Consider the following 15,744-nt stretch of genomic DNA (forward strand, 5'->3'; position numbering starts at 1 on the left):
GCGTTTTCCGCGATGTGCAGTGCCAAGCCGCTTCCGGCAAGGCCCGAATTCAGGCGGCGCGCTTCAGCGCGTCGCCGAGGATCGAGACGATATCCTCGAAATGCTTCTTCTCGGCGATCAGCGGCGGCGAGAAGGCGATGATGTCGCCGGTGACACGGATCAGGAGACCCTTCTCGAAGCAATCGACGAAGACGTCATAGGCCCGTGCGCCGGGTGCGCCGTCGCGCGGGGCAAGCTCGATGCCGGCGATGAGGCCGATCGTGCGGATGTCGATGATGTGCGGCAGGCCCTTCAGCGAATGCATCGCGGCATGCCAGTCGTCCTGCAGCGCCGCGCCGCGGGTGAAGAGGCCCTCGTCGCGGTAGATGTCGAGAGTCGCGATGCCGGCGGCGCAGGCCACCGGATGGCCGGAATAGGTGTAGCCGTGGAAGAGCTCGATGGCGTTTTCCGGCCCGTGCATCAGCGCGTCGTGCACCTTGCGGCTGGCGAAGACCGCGCCCATCGGGATGGCGCCGTTGGTAAGGCCCTTGGCGGTGGTCACGATGTCGGGCGTCACGCCGAAATAGTCGGTGGCGAAGGCCGCGCCGAGGCGCCCGAAGCCGGTGATGACCTCGTCGAAGATCAGCAGGATGCCGTGCCTGTCGCAGGTCGCGCGCAGCTTTTCGAGATAGCCCTTCGGCGGGATCAGCACGCCGGTGGAGCCGGCGACCGGCTCGACGATGCAGGCGGCGATGGTTTCCGCGCCGTGCAGCGCCACCAGCCGCTCCAGGTCGTCGGCAAGCTCGGCGCCGTGCTCAGGCTGGCCCTTCACATAGGCGTTCTTCGCAAGGTCATGGGTGTGGCGCAGGTGGTCGGAGCCGGGAAGCTGCGGGAAGACGCGGCGGTTGTTGAGAATGCCGCCGACCGAAATGCCGCCGAAGCCGACGCCGTGATAGCCGCGCTCGCGGCCGATGAGGCGCGTGCGCGTGCCCTGGCCGATGGCGCGCTGGTAGGCAATGGCGATCTTCAGCGCGGTATCGACCGATTCCGAGCCGGAGCCGGTGTAGAAGACGCGGTCGAGCTTGGCGCCGTCGGGGCCGGGGGCGATCTCGGCAAGCCGCTCGGCGAAATCGAAGGCGACCGCATGGCCCATCTGGAAGGAGGGCGCAAAATCCATCTCGGTGAGCTGGCGCTCGACCGCCGCGGCGATCTGCCGGCGGCCGTGGCCGGCATTGACGCACCACAGGCCTGCGGTGCCGTCGAGCACCTGGCGGCCGTCCGCGCTGGTGTAATACATGCCTTCGGCGGCGGCGAGCAGGCGCGGCGCGGCCTTGAACTGGCGGTTGGCGGTAAAGGGCATCCAGTAGCTGTCGAGCACCGGTGCATTGGGCTTGTTGTGAACGTTCATGGCAGATCTCCTCTGGCTGGCGGGATTGACGCCATGATTTGCGATGCCGAACAAGTCCTTTTCTTCTTGACGTCAACTGATTGAAAATAAAGGATACGGAGAAGCCGGTTTTCGATATTTCGAACATCTAGAACAGGAAATGGCCATGTCGGTCGATATCGGGGGCAGGCTGCGCCATCTGCGCATGGCCCACAATCTCTCCCAGCGGGAACTTGCCAAGCGCGCCGGCGTCACCAATTCGACGATCTCGCTGATCGAATCGAACGCCTCCAACCCGTCGGTCGGCGCGCTGAAGCGCATCCTCGACGGCATCCCGATCGGTCTTGCGGAATTCTTTGCCTTCGAGCCGGAGCGCCCGAAAAAGGCCTTCTACCGGGCGGACGAGCTTGTGGAGATCGGCAAGGGTCCGATATCGTTCCGCCAGATCGGCGAGAACACCTTCGGCCGCAGCCTGCAGATCCTGAAGGAGTGCTACCAGCCCGGCGCCGACACGGGCAAGGTGCTGCTGGTGCACGACGGCGAGGAGGGCGGCATCGTGCTCTCCGGCCGGCTGGAGGTGACGGTGGACGACGAGCGACGCATCCTCGGCCCGGGGGATGCCTATTATTTCGAGAGCCGCCGCCCGCACCGCTTCCGCTGCGTCGGCCCGGTGCCCTGCGAGGTCATCAGCGCCTGCACCCCGCCGACCTTCTGACATGCGGAAGGCCCGCCGACGGAACCGGCGGGCCTTCGCAAGGAATGGGACCGGTCAGGCCTGCGCGGTCGTGTTGTCCTCGACGGGCGCGCCGGGGCCGTTCTTCTTGATCGAATCGATGGCGTTCTGCGCGCTGGCCTTGCTGGAATAGCCTTCCGTGGAGAACATCACTTCGCTGTTGTACTTGAAGCGGACGCGAAACTCGCCGGCCTTGTCCTTGTAGATCTCGAACTTGTGCGCCATGGGCTTTCCTCCACGCAGATGGGAATCAGACAAAAGCAACGTGCCAGCCGGGAAAACCGCTGGCAAGAGGCGCCCGGCCTCCATCCGCTACAAAGCGACACCGGCCGTGCCAGTTGTAGCCGAGTTCGTTGACGAGCGTCGCGCGCAGGTCCCGCCGTAAATCTATAGCCAGAATGGCGGCAAGGCCTGCTCCGCCACTGGTGGGATCGCAGCAGGCTGCCGTTCGGCGGTGCGCAGACGGCGCGATCACGGGAAAGCCCGGAATGACGATGTGCACGATCCCGGCACTAAACATCTGCCGGATGTCTTCCAGGCAGCCGATTTACTGAGAAAGGGAGAATTGGCTGGGGAACCTGGATTCGAACCAAGATTAACGGAGTCAGAGTCCGTCGTTCTACCGTTGAACTATTCCCCAGCAGGGGCGATACCGGCTTGGCCGGCGCCTGTGAGGCGGGCTTATAAACAAAAGGCGGCGAGATGCAAATGGTTTTTTTGGGAAAAATGCAGGCGCTGTGTGCATGGCCGGGTTTGCGGCGGGGTGTCGCCGGATCGTCATAAAAAGAATTTGGCGAACGGGCCGGGCGCTGGTAATGTCGCGGCAACGAAGATCGAGAGAGCGCCTGCTTGCAGCTTTGAAGCTTTGCGCGGCGCCATAGGCAGTAACGTGAACGACCCCGACAGCGGCGTGAAGCCGCCCGTTTCCGGGGCGCGAGATGCGGGCGATGCGGGGCGGCCGAAGCGGTCGCGCCGCCGCAAGGGCAAGCAGAAGGGCGCGACAAGTCCCTCTGCCGTCTCCCTGTCCGCAGGCCAGGCGGCCGGTTCGTCCGGATCGGCTGAGCGCCCCAAGGCCACCGACGGTGGCGATACCGCGCGCAGGAACAAGCGTCGCCGGCGTGGCAAGGGTGCCGGCGGCGAGAACGTGCGCCCGCTTGCGCCCGTCGGCCAGCGGGAAGCCCCCGGCGAGGACCAGCGCCAGGCGGAAGGCCGCAGGAACCGCCGCAAGCACCGGGGCCGCAAGACCGGCGCGCGCGCCGTGCCGGCGTCTGCCGAGGCGGCCGTCACGCATCCCGCGGCCGAACAGGCCGTCGAGGCACGACCCGTTCCCCACGCCCCGGAGCCACGCCGCGAGATGCAGGCCCCCCTTCGCCCGGCCGAGCGCGAGGGATACGACGTGCCGCTCTATGCCGCGCTCGACCTCGGCACCAACAATTGCCGCCTCCTCATCGCCCAGCCGACCCGACCCGGCCAGTTCCGCGTCGTCGACGCCTTTTCGCGCATCGTGCGCCTCGGCGAGGGGCTTGCGGCGAGCGGCCGGCTTTCCGACGAGGCGATGGACCGCTCCGTCGAGGCCCTGAGGATCTGCGCGGCCAAGCTGAAGAACCGCAACATCCGCCGCGCCCGGCTGATCGCCACCGAGGCCTGCCGCGCGGCGGCCAATGGCGAGGCGTTCCTGGAGCGGGTGCGGCAGGAGACCGGTCTCGACCTCGAGATCATCAACCGCGAGACCGAGGCGCGGCTTGCCGTGTCCGGCTGCTCCTCGCTGGTCGGGCGCGAGGCGAAATCGGTCGTGCTCTTCGATATCGGCGGCGGCTCCTCGGAAATCGCGGTCATCCGCATCGGCGAGAACCGCTCCAGCCGGCTTGCCAACCACATCACGCACTGGACCTCGCTGCCGGTCGGCGTCGTCACGCTGTCCGAACGCCATGGCGGGCGGGACGTGACGCCCGAGAGCTTCGCGGGCATGGTGTCGGAGGTCGAGGCCATGCTGGCGGATTTCGATTGCCCGGGCGATGTGGTGCGCGTGGCGCCGGAGGATTTCCATCTCATCGGCACGTCGGGCACGGTGACGACGCTCGCCGGCGTGCATCTCGACCTGCCGCGTTATGACCGGCGCCGGGTGGACGGCGTCTGGCTCTCGGACGACGAGGTGACGGCCATGCAGGCGCGGCTCCTCTCCTGGGATTTTTCCGCCCGCGCTGCCAATCCCTGCATCGGGCCCGACAGGGCGGACCTCGTGCTCGCCGGCTGCGCCATCCTGGAGGCGATCCGCAAGCGCTGGCCGTCGCGCCGCATGCGCGTCGCCGACCGGGGCCTGCGCGAAGGCCTGCTCACCGACATGATGGCCGACGACGGCGTCTGGCGCCGCGGCCGCCACCGTCGCAACCACCGCGGCGGTCCCCGCAACCCGGCGAAGCCCGAAGGACAGGCGTCATGACCAAGCCCCCCGTCGGCGGCAACCGCACCGGCCGCAAGCTCGGCCAGAAGGTCAAGAAGGGCAAGCTGAAGGCCTCCTCGCGCCGCTGGCTCGAACGCCACATCAACGATCCCTATGTGCAGCGCGCCAGGCTGGAGGGCTATCGCGCCCGCGCGGCCTTCAAGCTCCTGGAGATCGACGAGAAGCACAACATCCTCGCCGGCGCGAAGCGCATCATCGATCTTGGCGCGGCGCCCGGCAGCTGGTCGCAGATCGCCGCCAAGGTGACCGGCTCGAGCGATGCCGATCCGCGCGTCGCGGCGATCGATTTCCTGGAAATGGACCCGCTGCCGGGCGTCACCATCCTCCAGATGGACTTTCTCGAGCCCGACGCGCCGGAGAAGCTGATCGCGGCGGTCGGCGGCACGCCGAACCTCGTCATCTCCGACATGGCCGCCCCGACGACCGGCCACCGCCAGACGGATCACCTGCGCACCATGCATCTGTGCGAGGTTGCCGCGCATTTCGCCGTCGAGGTGCTGGCGGAAGGCGGCCATTTCCTCGCCAAGACCTTCCAGGGCGGTACGGAGCGCGAGCTGCTGAACATGCTCAAGCAGAATTTCAAGCAGGTCATCCATGTGAAGCCCGGCGCCTCGCGCGCCGAATCGGTGGAGATGTTCCTGCTCGCCAAGGGGTTCAAGGGCCGCACGGCCAGGGACGGGACGGCCGGGGCGGAAGAGGAGGCCTGATGCTGCTCTACACCACCGTCGGCACGAACGATCTGGAACGCGCCGGCCGCTTCTATGACGCGGTGCTGCCGCCGCTCGGCTATCGCCGGCTGAAGCAGGCGCCGGGCGAGATCGGCTATGCGGCGGACGAGGATGTACGCGGCCGCTTCTGGGTCGTGGAGCCCTTCAATCGAGAGCCGGCCACCTTCGGCAACGGCGTGACCATCGCGCTTGTCGCCCCGACGCGTGCCGCCGTCGATGCCTTCCACGCCACGGCCCTTGCTGCCGGCGGCACCGACGAAGGCGTCCCCGGCCTGCGCCCGTTCCACGCCAGCTTCTACGCCGCCTTCATCCGTGACCATGACGGCAACAAGCTCGCCGCAGTGTGCGAAAGGCCGGAATAGGCCGCACCGGGCCGAAGCGCACCGCCTCGGCAAAGATCCAGCCCATACCGGCGCCGGCCTTTTCCTCCCCGTTTCTGTGGGGAAGCGACGCGCGAACTCGTCGCCCCGCCCATGCGGCAATGGGTTTCAATCCACGCCTCCGTGAGGAGGCGACTGGGGGTAGATGTAATGCATTGTTCGCGCGGGCAAAAGGTGGGAGCCGGTGCGTGTCGGCGGTAGGGTGCGCGCCTGGGAGGGCGTCGTGGTTTCCCGGAAAGGGGAGGTGAAGGATTTCAAGGGGATGCGGTGGGTGCGAACCGGCCGGGGATTGCGGCACGCTTGGGTTCGCGCCGATTCGCGGGATGGGGCGGGGTTATTTTACCGCCGCCGTTTCTTCCTCCCGCGCCGGCAGGCGGTGGCCGGAGACGGTGGCGCCGGCGTTCCTCGCCATGGTGATGAACGGCAGGACGGCGGCGAGCGTCAGGGCGGAAATGATCATGAAGGCGATCTGGAAGTCCCCGAGCTCGAGCGGCGAGCCGGTGAGCAGGGTTTCGATCTCCAGGATGGAGCCGGCGACGGCGACGCCCAAGGCCAGGCTGATCTGCTGAAGCACGGCGCTCATCGCGGTCGCCTTGCTGGCGTCGGCGTCGGGGATATCGGCAAAGGAGAGCGCATTGACGCTGGTGAAGAAGAAGGAACGGGCGAAACCCGCGATCAAGAGCACGCCGGCCATGAACCAGAAGGGCGTCGCGGGCGTGAAGAGGCCGTTCACGAAGGTCAGGATCGCCCCGCAGATGCTGGCGACGATCAGTGTGGTGCGGAAGCCGGCGAAGGTCAGCACGCGCTTGGCGAGGAATTTCGTGGTGATGGCGCCGATGGCGCCCGTGAAGGTGACGAGGCCGGACTGGAAGGGCGAGAGGCCGAAGCCGACCTGCAGCATCAGCGGCATCAGGAAGGGCACCGCGCCGACCGAGATGCGGAACAGCGTGCCGCCGATGGCCGCGGCGCGGAAGGCATTGTCGCGGAACAGCGCGAGGTCGAGCAGGGGCGTCGGATGGCGGCGGGCATGGCGCACATAGAGCACGCCGCAAAGCAGGCCGATGGCGGTGGCGACGACGCCGATGACCGGCGGCAGGGCGGGCAGGCTGACGACCGAGAGGCCGAACATCGTGCCGGAGGCGGCGACGGCGCTCAGGAAAAAGCCGAGCCAGTCGAGCGGCGGCGGGGCGGCGGCGCGGATGTCCGGCAGGTAGACGCCGGACAGGATGTAGCCGGCGATGCCGACCGGCACGTTGATCAGGAAGATCCAGTGCCAGGAGAAGTAGGTGGTGATGAAGCCGCCGAGCGGCGGACCCGCGAGCGGGCCGACGAGCGCGGGGATCGTCAGCAGCGCCATGGCCGAGACGAGCTCGGAGCGCGAGGTGCTGCGCACCAGGACGAGGCGCGCGACGGGCGTCATCATCGCCCCGCCCATGCCCTGCAGGAAGCGGGAGACGACGAAGGCGACGAGGCTGTCGGCGATCGCGCAGAGGATGGAGCCGGCGACGAAGACGAGGATGGCGAGACGGAAGACGCGTTTTGCGCCGAACCGGTCGGCCATCCAGCCGCTGAGCGGAATGAAGGTCGCGAGCGACACCATGTAGGAGGTGAGCGCCAGCTTGAGCGTGATCGGTCCCACGCCGAGATCGGCCGCGATGGCCGGCAGCGAGGTGGAGATGACGGTGGAATCCATCTGCTCCATGAAGAGCGCGACGGCAAGGATGAGCGGGACGATACGGTTCATCGGCAAATCGGGGTACGAGGCCCTTGCGCAGGCCCGCCCGTCTTCTGCGCTCCTTGCTGCGATCTGTCAAATCGCGAGGAAATCGCCTGCGACGCACGGGGCGTAAAAGTGTGCCGCGGCCGGCGTGCAGAAAGCGCGGGACCGGAGCGCGGGGCATGCCGAAGGTCGGCCGGCGCTTCGGCATCACAAGCCCGTGATGGCATGTGCCCGGATTGTGACAGCGCCCTAGATGGACGCGTGTCATCTTCATGCGGGCGCCGGCCGTCGTGCCGGCGCGGCAGCTTTTCACCAGAGAGGATAGAGCCATGGGCGACCCTTCGACAATCTCGCGCAGATCCCTGTTTCTCGCCGCCGGCATCGGCACGCTGGCCGCGCCCCTGGTGCTGAACCGCGCCGCCGCTCTTGCCCAGTCCGCAAGCGATGCCACCGATATGCGCGTGAGCCCGCTGGAGGCCCGCAGCTTCAAGCTCGGCAGCTTCCGCGTGCTGACGGTGCGCGACGGCATGCGCCCCTCCGGCGCGCCGAACGAGACCTTCGGCACCGACCAGTCCGCCGAGGCGGTCGGCGCGCTGCTGACGGAAAATTTCCTTCCGGCCGACAGCTTCGTCAACAGCTTCACGCCGACGCTCGTCGATACCGGCGCGGAGGTCGTGCTCTTCGACACCGGCATGGGGGAGGGAGGCCGCGAGGCGGGCATGGGGCGCCTTCTCGAAGGGCTCGATTATGCCGGCTACACGCCGGATCAGGTCTCCGTCGTCGTCATCACCCATATGCACGGCGATCATATCGGCGGTTTGATGGAGGGCGGCAAGCCGGCCTTCCCCAATGCGCGCTACGTCACCGGCCGCACGGAATATGATTTCTGGGTCAATCCCGAGCGCATGGGCACGCCCGCCGAACAGGGCCACCAGGGTGTGCTCGCCAAGGTGCAGCCGCTCGCCGAAAAGCTCACCTTCATCGAGGACGAGGGCGAGGTCGTGCCCGGCATCCGCGGGCTCAACGCCTTCGGCCATTCGCCGGGGCACATGATCTTCCGCGTCGAATCGGAGGGCAAGGCGCTGCTGCTGACGGCCGATACCGCGAACCACTACGTGCTCTCGCTGCAGCGGCCCGACTGGGAGGTGCGCTTCGACATGGACAAGGCGGCGGCCGCCGCGACGCGCAAGAAGGTCTTCGACATGATCGCCACCGACAGGCTCGCCTTCATCGGTTACCACATGCCGTTCCCGGCGGCGGGCTTCGTTGAAAAGGCCGGCGAGGGCTATCGCTTCGTGCCGATGAGCTATCAGTTCGATATCTGACGCGACCGCCGCACAGCGGCAGCCCGGCCGTGCAGCGCCGGCGCGAGGCCCCTCATCCGCCTGCCGGCACCTTCTCCCCGCAAGCGGGGCGAAGGAGGATGTTGCAGCGCCTTGCCACAGGTCCCTTCCCCCCGCTTGCGGGGAGAAGGTCGCGGCAGCGGGATGAGGGGCGAGCCCTGCCAATGCCCTGTCGACAAGCCGCGCGCGAAAACGATAGCGGGCTTTTTGCTATTCCCAATCCGTCATGAACGTGTTACCAGCCCTCGCCAACTTCCAAGAATTTCTTGCAAGCGACCGAGGCGGACAACTCCCAATGTTCCCCTTGGTGCGCAAGCTTTACCCTCAAAGGAACTTGGCCCATGGCGCGCATCATTGAAACGGCAACCGGTCTCGAAGCCCTGACCTTCGACGACGTTCTCCTGCAACCCGGCCACTCCGAGGTCATGCCGGGCCAGACGAACATCGCCACCCGCATCGCGCACGATTTCGACCTCAACCTGCCGATCCTCTCCTCCGCCATGGACACGGTGACGGAAAGCCGCCTTGCCATCGCCATGGCCCAGGCCGGCGGCCTCGGCGTCATCCACCGCAACCTGACGCCCGCCGAACAGGCCGAGGAAGTCCGCCAGGTGAAGAAGTTCGAGAGCGGCATGGTCGTCAACCCGGTGACGATCGGCCCGGATGCGACGCTCGCCGAGGCGCTCTCGCTGATGAAGGCGCACGGCATTTCCGGCATCCCGGTCGTCGAGAACGGCGGCAGCGGCAAGGCCGGCCGCCTCGTCGGCATCCTGACGAACCGCGACGTGCGCTTCGCCTCCGACCCGACCCAGAAGATCTACGAGCTGATGACCCGTGAGAACCTCATCACGGTGAAGGAAACCGTCGACCAGCAGGAAGCCAAGCGCCTCCTGCACCGCCACCGCATCGAGAAGCTGCTGGTGGTCGACGGCGACGGCCGCTGCGTCGGCCTCATCACGGTGAAGGACATTGAGAAGTCGCAGCTCAACCCGAATGCCTCGAAGGATGCGCAGGGCCGGCTCCGCGCCGCCGCCGCCATCTCCGTCGGCGATGACGGCTTCGAGCGCGCCGAACGCCTCATCGAGGCCGGCGTCGACCTCATCGTTGTCGACACGGCGCATGGCCATTCGCAGCGCGTCCTCGACGCCGTCGCCCGCGTGAAGAAACTGTCGAACTCCGTGCGCATCATGGCCGGCAACGTCGCAACCTCCGATGGCACCAAGGCGTTGATCGACGCCGGCGCGGACGCCGTCAAGGTCGGCATCGGCCCGGGCTCGATCTGCACCACGCGCATCGTCGCCGGCGTCGGCGTGCCGCAGCTTGCGGCGATCATGGCCTCGGTCGAGTCGGCGCAGGCTGCCGACATCCCGGTCATCGCCGATGGTGGCATCAAGTTCTCCGGCGACCTTGCCAAGGCGATCGCCGCCGGCGCTTCGGCCGTCATGGTCGGCTCGCTGCTCGCCGGCACGGATGAAAGCCCGGGCGAGGTCTTCCTTTACCAGGGCCGCTCCTTCAAGGCCTATCGCGGCATGGGCTCCGTCGGTGCCATGGCGCGCGGCTCGGCCGACCGCTACTTCCAGGCGGAAGTGCGCGACACGCTGAAGCTGGTGCCGGAAGGCATCGAAGGCCAGGTGCCCTACAAGGGCCCGGTCTCGGGCGTGCTGCACCAGCTCGCCGGTGGCCTCAAGGCCTCCATGGGCTATGTCGGCGGCAAGGACCTCAAGGACTACCAGGAGAAGGCGACCTTCGTGCGCATCTCCGGCGCGGGCCTGCGCGAAAGCCATGCCCATGACGTGACGATCACCCGCGAAAGCCCGAACTATCCGGGCGCCGTCTGATTGTTCGCCGATTGCTGATATGCCTTTGAATGCCCGGCCTTGCCGGGCATTCCCGTCTTCCGGACCCGCGCGAATCCTGTTTTGTTTTTCCACGTATGCGCTAGGATTGGCGACCGGCAATCTCGCCGGTTTTCGCTGGGGGACAACATGAAGACGATACTGGCTGGCGCCCTTCTGGGCCTGGGGCTGGTCGTGCCTGCGCATGCGCAGACGGTCAATGCCGGCACCTACACTGTCGAAGGCACGAACCTCGACGGTTCGCCCTACAATGGCACCGCGACGATCGTGCTGACGAGCGAGACGACCTGCTCGATCGAATGGAACACCGGCGGGACCACCTCGAACGGCATCTGCATGCTCTATGACAACGCTTTCGCCGCCGGCTACGTGCTGGGCGATGCGGTCGGCCTCATCGTCTACCAGGTGAAGGACGACGGTTCGCTGGAAGGCGCCTGGACGATCAGCGGCAAGGACGGTTCGGGCACCGAAACCCTGACGCCGCAATAACACGCATCCTCCTTCGGCTTGTCGTGGTGTCCCTTTGTGGTTGAGGCTTCCGCCGGAAACCCCTAAACCGGTTCGAAACGACAAGTCGAAGGACGATCATGTCTCCCACGGAAGCCACGCTCTGGCCGATGATCGCGCATGTCGCGCTCGTCTTCTGCCTCTACCTGCTGCTCTCCACGCGCCGCATGCGCGCGGTCAAGGAGGGCAGGGCACGCCCGGAACAATTCCGCGAGAACCGCGAGGAGCCGGCCGAAAGCCTCCTCGTCAGGAACGCCATCGCCAACCAGTTCGAGCTGCCGGTGCTGTTCTATGCTGTGAGCATCCTTCTCTACCTCGTCGATGCCGACAATCCCGTGACCGTCGCCGGCGGCTGGCTGTTCGTGGCGCTGCGTTATGTCCATGCCTACGTGCATGTCACCAGCAACCGCCTGCGGTATCGCCGGCCGCTCTTCATTGCGGGGCTGGCGGTGCTCGGCCTTCTGTGGATATGGCTGGGCGTCTGGCTCGCGCTCACCTGACGGGCCGGTAACGCAGTTGTGTTCGGCAGGTTTCGGTGCGGGGCCTATCTTATCCGGCGGAGAACACAGCCGGAGGATCCGCCATGGACAAGCCGCAGATCACGCAGGCGATGATCAACGCCTATGACGAATACACCCACCTGACGCTCGACCGCCGCCGCTTCATGGAGCGCCTGACCGCGCTTGCCGGCTCCGGTGCGGCCGCCGCCGCCATCGTTCCGCTGCTCGCGGCCAATTCGGCGAGCGCCGAGATCATCGCCTCAGACGACGAGCGCCTGGCCGCCAAGGATGTCGTCTATGGCGGCAGCTCTGGCGAGATGAAGGGCTATCTGGTGCGCCCGAAGGAGGCGACGGCCCCGCTCGGCAGCGTCATCGTCATCCACGAGAACCGCGGCCTCAATCCGCACACCCGTGACGTCGCCCGCCGCATGGCGCTCGAAGGCTTCATCGCGCTCGCTCCCGATTTCCTCTCGCCCGCGGGCGGCACGCCGGACAACGAGGACCAGGCGCGCGAGATGATCGGCAAGCTCGATCCGGCGCAGACGGCGGCCAATGCCGAGGCGAGCCTGCAGTTCCTCGCAAAGCTCGACGGCGCGAACGGCAAGGTCGGGGCCGTCGGCTTCTGCTGGGGCGGCGGCCTCGTCAACCGCTTCGCCGCCAGGTCGCCGGAGCTGAAGGCGGGCGTCGCCTATTACGGCGCGCAGGCCGCCGCGGAGGACGTGCCCGGCATCAAGGCGGCGCTGATGCTGCATTATGCCGGCCTCGACGAGCGCATCAATGCCGGCATCGAGGCCTATCGCAAGGCGCTGGAGGAGAACGGCAAGACCTTCGAGATCCACATGTACGACGGCGTCAACCACGCCTTCAACAACGACACCTCCGCCGCGCGCTACGACAAGGCCGCGGCCGATCTCGCCTGGCAGCGCACGGTGGATTTCCTGAAGGCGAACCTCGCCTGAGCGTCCGAGGGCCTGCCGGGTTCATGCCTCCGGCAGGTCGAGGCGCATGGCGCAGCGCGTGTCGCGCTGGAGTCCGTGTTCGGCCTCCAGGTCAAGCACGTCCCTGAGGCGCGGCGAAAGCGCGGCCTCGTCCAGCGTGCTGAAGCCGAGCCGCTCATAATAAGGGCAGTTCCAGGGAATGGTGCGGAAGGTCGTCAGCGTCACCGCGGCAAGGCCGCGCGCCGCTGCCGCGTCGATCGCGTGCCGGATCAGCTTGCGGCCGATGCCGAAGCCCTGGTGCAGGTGATCGACCGAGATCTCCCAGATATGCAGGTCCTGCCCGGCGATCTCCGCGCTGAGGAAGCCGACCGGACGGTCGCCTCCGGCCACCGCCACCCAGTTGGTCCCCGCCCCGATCAGCTCGCGGTGCCGCTCGGCGCTCTGCACGTCGCCGACGGCGAGCCACGAGAAGGCCTCGATCAGGCGGAAGGCCTGCGCGGCCGAGCGCTCGATCTGGCACAGCGTCTCGACTTCGTCCTCGCGGGCAGGCCGGATCGTCACCGTCGACGGCCCGGCCTTGCCAGCGGGAATGCCGTCGAGGGGAAGCTGCGTCACCATCCGGGCAGGATATTGCCGGGCCGGAGCCGCGACAGGCGCGGGAAGACCTTGACCTCGGCTTCCGGCAGGTCGTCGACGGCCGTCAGCGGCGTGATGTTGTCGAGGCAGGCGCTGATATGGCTGGTGATGGCGTTGGAGAGCGAGGGCGAGAGGCCCGGGCGCCGCATGATGCCGATCTGCACCGGGGCGAGCGGCGGAAAACCGTCCGCCTGCGTCAGCACCTTCATGCCGGGACGCAGCGCCGATTCCGGCAGCACCGAAACCGCCATGCCCGCCATGACGGCCGCGGCGACGACGGTGGACGACCAGCTGGTGAACAGCACCTGGTAGTCCCGCCCGACGGAATCGAGCGCCGCGCAGGCGATCTGCCGCCACTGACAGTCGCGCCGGCCGACGGCGAGCGGCACCGGTGCGTTTTCCGGCAGCGGATGGTTGGCCGACATGACCCAGCAGAGCGGCTCCGTCCGCACGACGTCGGACTGGCGCTGGCGCGGATTGTGGGTGACGAGCGCGATGTCGAGCTCGCCCTTGGCCATCTTCTCCGCAAGGTCCACCGAGGGCTCGCAGACGATGAAAAGCTCGACATTCGGGTGGGTCTTGGCAAACCGCATGATGATTTCGGGCATGTAGCGGTCGGCGTAGTCGTCCGGCGTGCCGATGCGCAGCAGGCCCTCGAGGCGGTTGTCGTCGAAGGCGGCGATGGCCTCGTTGTTGAGGCGCAGCATCCGGCGGGCATAGTTGAGCAGGCGTTCACCCTCGGCGGTCAGCCGGTTGCCCCGGCCGTCCTTCATGAAGAGCTGCTTGCCGATGCGCTCCTCGAGGCGCCGCATCTGCATGGAAACGGCCGACTGGGTCTTGAAGACCCGCTCTGCGGCGCGGGTGAAGCTGCCCGTATCAGCAATGGCGACGAAGGTCTGGAGCTGGTCTATGTCTAGCGGAGCGGACATAACGATATCCATAAGATTGTTTGATTGATACTATTAGAAACATTCGTTGGACTGATCAATGGCTTTCTGCGAAAAAGCAAGTGTCGAACGATTGCCCCTGCCGGCAGTCATCGTTCGGCGGGATCCGTTGCCTTCCCTCGACCTCCCGGCGATGGCTCTGCCTGAAACATGACCTTCGAACCGCTGCCCTGTCCCTGGGCGGCGAACGATCACGGGTGCCGTGCGAAACCCCATGGAAGGACGATGGATCGCCGGGCCGGAAAGGAGAAATGCCATGCGCATGATCGACCGCAGACTGGAAATCGACAGCCTCGCAACGCGCCGTCCGGCTCCGAGCCTCTTCGCCCGCGTCCGCAACGCCGCCTACAGGTTCGTCCGCGCCTGGCAGAATCGCCGTGTGGTCAACCGGCTGAGCGAGCTCGACGATCATCAGCTTCTCGACATGGGGCTGTGCCGGAGCGACGTGCAGGATGTCCGGACCGCGTCCTTCTTCGCCGATGCGGGCCTGCATTTGACGATCGCGGCGCGTGAACGCGCCCGCCGTCACCTGCGCAGCGGCCGTCTGGATTGATTTCTCACGGTGCCGACCTATCTCCCGGGTCGGCACCTGACTTCCCCGCAGGGTGAGAGCCAATAGCCCTGCTGCTTGCCCGGCGTGCGACTCCCAAGGTCCGCGCCGGGCTTTTTCGTGTGTCGATGGATCCGGCCGCGCTACGCCCCGTTCTCAGGCCTTCTTGCCGCCATCCGGCTCCATGCCGCTGCGGATGGTCTCGAAGATCGATTCCACGTTGCGCTGGTAATCCTTCTGCATTTCCAGCCCGGTATCGAACATCGTGTTGACGAAGGACTTGAGCGAATCGGCCGGGGAATCGGCCTGTTCGGCGGTCTTGCCGCTGCCCGCGGGCTGGCCGGCCATGCCCGCCATCATGTCCTGGAAGGCCTTGGCGAAGGGGTTGTCGGTGAACGGATTGGCCGGCGCCTCCTTCTTCGTACCGAAGAACTCCTGGGCGGCCTGCATGAAGGGATTGCCGCTGAAGGGGTTTGCCGGCTCCCGTTTCCTGGCCATGCCCGTCGCTTCGGCCCATTGCTGCATCATGTCGGCAAAGGGGTTGGCGGGCGTCTTTCCGGCTTCCGCACCGGGGAAGAAGGGAGCGAAGGATTGCTTGAAGAGGCCGCCCATCAGCGTGCTCGCCATGACGGGCAGCATCTGCTTGTAGATGTCCTGGCCGATGCCGGTCATCTGCGCCGCCTGTGCGGCGATGGCGCGGGAAACGTCCTTGTTGCCGAAGAGGTGGCCGAGAATGCCGTTGCCCTCGGCAAGGCCCTGCGGCGTGAAGGCCTTGCTGATGTCCTCGAAATACTTGACGTGGTCGCCGGATGTCAGCGCGGTCATGAAGGCGGCAAGATCATAGGGATTGGCGGCGTTGCGCTTGAAGCCCTCGGAAAAGGCCGGCATCAGCGCGGCGATGGCCTTGGCCGCCTGTTCCTGCGCCAGCCCGAATTGCCGCGCCATGGTCTCGACGGCATTGCCGTTCTGCGCCTGCATCATCATGTCGTAGAGCGAAAGCATAACGGACCCTTTCCCGTTGGCAGGCATGTGCCTGCACTATAACGGGAATCTTGGCCGCGCAAACCGCTTTTTGGTGC

16 protein-coding genes and 1 tRNA gene are annotated in these 15,744 nt (G+C 66.7%); 10 read left to right on the forward strand and 7 right to left on the reverse strand.

What is annotated here, in order from left to right:
• Positions 1–49: 49 nt before the first annotated feature.
• A complete protein-coding gene (locus WMC41_RS03025) occupies positions 50–1,387 on the reverse strand; it encodes an aspartate aminotransferase family protein (protein ID WP_133035986.1) in 1,338 nt (445 codons plus the stop codon).
• 145 nt (positions 1,388–1,532) lie between these two features.
• On the opposite strand from WMC41_RS03025, the gene WMC41_RS03030 reads away from it, so the two are divergent.
• On the forward strand, positions 1,533–2,081 hold the full coding sequence (locus tag WMC41_RS03030; RefSeq protein ID WP_064328967.1) for a cupin domain-containing protein: 549 nt from the start codon (positions 1,533–1,535) through the stop codon (positions 2,079–2,081).
• Between the two features lie 54 nt (positions 2,082–2,135).
• On the opposite strand, the gene WMC41_RS03035 is transcribed toward WMC41_RS03030, so the two are convergent.
• Together WMC41_RS03035 and WMC41_RS03040 are read right to left on the reverse strand one after the other, a co-directional pair.
• Positions 2,136–2,324 (reverse strand): YegP family protein, encoded by a 189-nt coding sequence (locus WMC41_RS03035; RefSeq protein WP_244767963.1) that lies wholly within the window; start codon positions 2,322–2,324, stop codon positions 2,136–2,138.
• A 341-nt stretch (positions 2,325–2,665) separates the two neighbouring features.
• Positions 2,666–2,739, reverse strand: a tRNA-Gln gene (locus WMC41_RS03040).
• 249 nt (positions 2,740–2,988) lie between these two features.
• Between WMC41_RS03040 and WMC41_RS03045 the strand changes: the two genes are divergently transcribed.
• Genes WMC41_RS03045 through WMC41_RS03055 form a run of 3 tightly spaced genes read left to right on the forward strand, consistent with a single transcriptional unit; the run spans position 2,989 to position 5,650 of the window.
• Complete coding sequence (locus WMC41_RS03045; RefSeq protein ID WP_432346996.1) at positions 2,989–4,539, forward strand: Ppx/GppA phosphatase family protein; 1,551 nt, start codon at positions 2,989–2,991, stop codon at positions 4,537–4,539.
• Positions 4,536–5,267, forward strand: coding sequence for an RlmE family RNA methyltransferase (locus tag WMC41_RS03050; protein ID WP_272804551.1), 732 nt, complete (start codon positions 4,536–4,538; stop codon positions 5,265–5,267). The genes WMC41_RS03045 and WMC41_RS03050 overlap by 4 nt, the downstream gene beginning before the upstream one ends.
• Positions 5,267–5,650 carry a VOC family protein gene (locus WMC41_RS03055; RefSeq protein ID WP_432346997.1) on the forward strand — a complete coding sequence of 128 codons (384 nt, stop codon included), beginning with the start codon at positions 5,267–5,269 and terminating at the stop codon, positions 5,648–5,650. The genes WMC41_RS03050 and WMC41_RS03055 overlap by 1 nt, the downstream gene beginning before the upstream one ends.
• A 352-nt stretch (positions 5,651–6,002) precedes the next feature.
• On the opposite strand, the gene WMC41_RS03060 is transcribed toward WMC41_RS03055, so the two are convergent.
• The gene (locus WMC41_RS03060; protein WP_272804553.1) at positions 6,003–7,412 is read right to left on the reverse strand and encodes a DHA2 family efflux MFS transporter permease subunit; all 1,410 of its coding nucleotides are present in this window, start codon (positions 7,410–7,412) and stop codon (positions 6,003–6,005) included.
• Between the two features lie 305 nt (positions 7,413–7,717).
• Here WMC41_RS03060 and WMC41_RS03065 point away from each other — a divergent pair, with 305 nt between their 5' ends.
• The 5 genes from WMC41_RS03065 (at position 7,718) to WMC41_RS03085 (ending at position 12,553) form a co-directional block, all read left to right on the forward strand.
• Positions 7,718–8,713 (forward strand): MBL fold metallo-hydrolase, encoded by a 996-nt coding sequence (locus WMC41_RS03065; RefSeq protein WP_432346998.1) that lies wholly within the window; start codon positions 7,718–7,720, stop codon positions 8,711–8,713.
• A 359-nt stretch (positions 8,714–9,072) separates the two neighbouring features.
• Complete coding sequence (gene guaB, locus WMC41_RS03070; protein ID WP_432346999.1) at positions 9,073–10,569, forward strand: IMP dehydrogenase; 1,497 nt, start codon at positions 9,073–9,075, stop codon at positions 10,567–10,569.
• Positions 10,570–10,716: 147 nt separating this feature from the next.
• Entirely contained in the window at positions 10,717–11,076 is a 360-nt protein-coding gene (locus WMC41_RS03075; RefSeq protein ID WP_432347000.1) for a hypothetical protein, read from the forward strand.
• A 98-nt stretch (positions 11,077–11,174) separates the two neighbouring features.
• A complete protein-coding gene (locus WMC41_RS03080) occupies positions 11,175–11,594 on the forward strand; it encodes an MAPEG family protein (RefSeq protein ID WP_244767938.1) in 420 nt (139 codons plus the stop codon).
• A gap of 83 nt (positions 11,595–11,677) precedes the next feature.
• Positions 11,678–12,553 (forward strand): dienelactone hydrolase family protein, encoded by an 876-nt coding sequence (locus WMC41_RS03085; protein ID WP_432347001.1) that lies wholly within the window; start codon positions 11,678–11,680, stop codon positions 12,551–12,553.
• A 21-nt stretch (positions 12,554–12,574) separates the two neighbouring features.
• On the opposite strand, the gene WMC41_RS03090 is transcribed toward WMC41_RS03085, so the two are convergent.
• Positions 12,575–13,147, reverse strand: a complete 573-nt coding sequence (locus WMC41_RS03090) for a GNAT family N-acetyltransferase (protein WP_432347002.1) — start codon at positions 13,145–13,147, stop codon at positions 12,575–12,577.
• Positions 13,144–14,097 carry a LysR substrate-binding domain-containing protein gene (locus tag WMC41_RS03095; protein ID WP_244767935.1) on the reverse strand — a complete coding sequence of 318 codons (954 nt, stop codon included), beginning with the start codon at positions 14,095–14,097 and terminating at the stop codon, positions 13,144–13,146. The genes WMC41_RS03090 and WMC41_RS03095 overlap by 4 nt, the downstream gene beginning before the upstream one ends.
• A 274-nt stretch (positions 14,098–14,371) precedes the next feature.
• On the opposite strand from WMC41_RS03095, the gene WMC41_RS03100 reads away from it, so the two are divergent.
• Positions 14,372–14,668 (forward strand): DUF1127 domain-containing protein, encoded by a 297-nt coding sequence (locus WMC41_RS03100; RefSeq protein ID WP_432347003.1) that lies wholly within the window; start codon positions 14,372–14,374, stop codon positions 14,666–14,668.
• Positions 14,669–14,821: 153 nt separating this feature from the next.
• Here the strand turns inward: WMC41_RS03100 and WMC41_RS03105 are convergent, their stop codons facing one another.
• On the reverse strand, positions 14,822–15,667 hold the full coding sequence (locus tag WMC41_RS03105) for a DUF937 domain-containing protein (RefSeq protein ID WP_432347004.1): 846 nt from the start codon (positions 15,665–15,667) through the stop codon (positions 14,822–14,824).
• Positions 15,668–15,744: the final 77 nt, after the last annotated feature.

The sequence above is a fragment of the Shinella yambaruensis genome (assembly GCF_050859155.1).
GTDB classification, from domain to species: Bacteria; Pseudomonadota; Alphaproteobacteria; order Rhizobiales; family Rhizobiaceae; genus Shinella; species Shinella yambaruensis.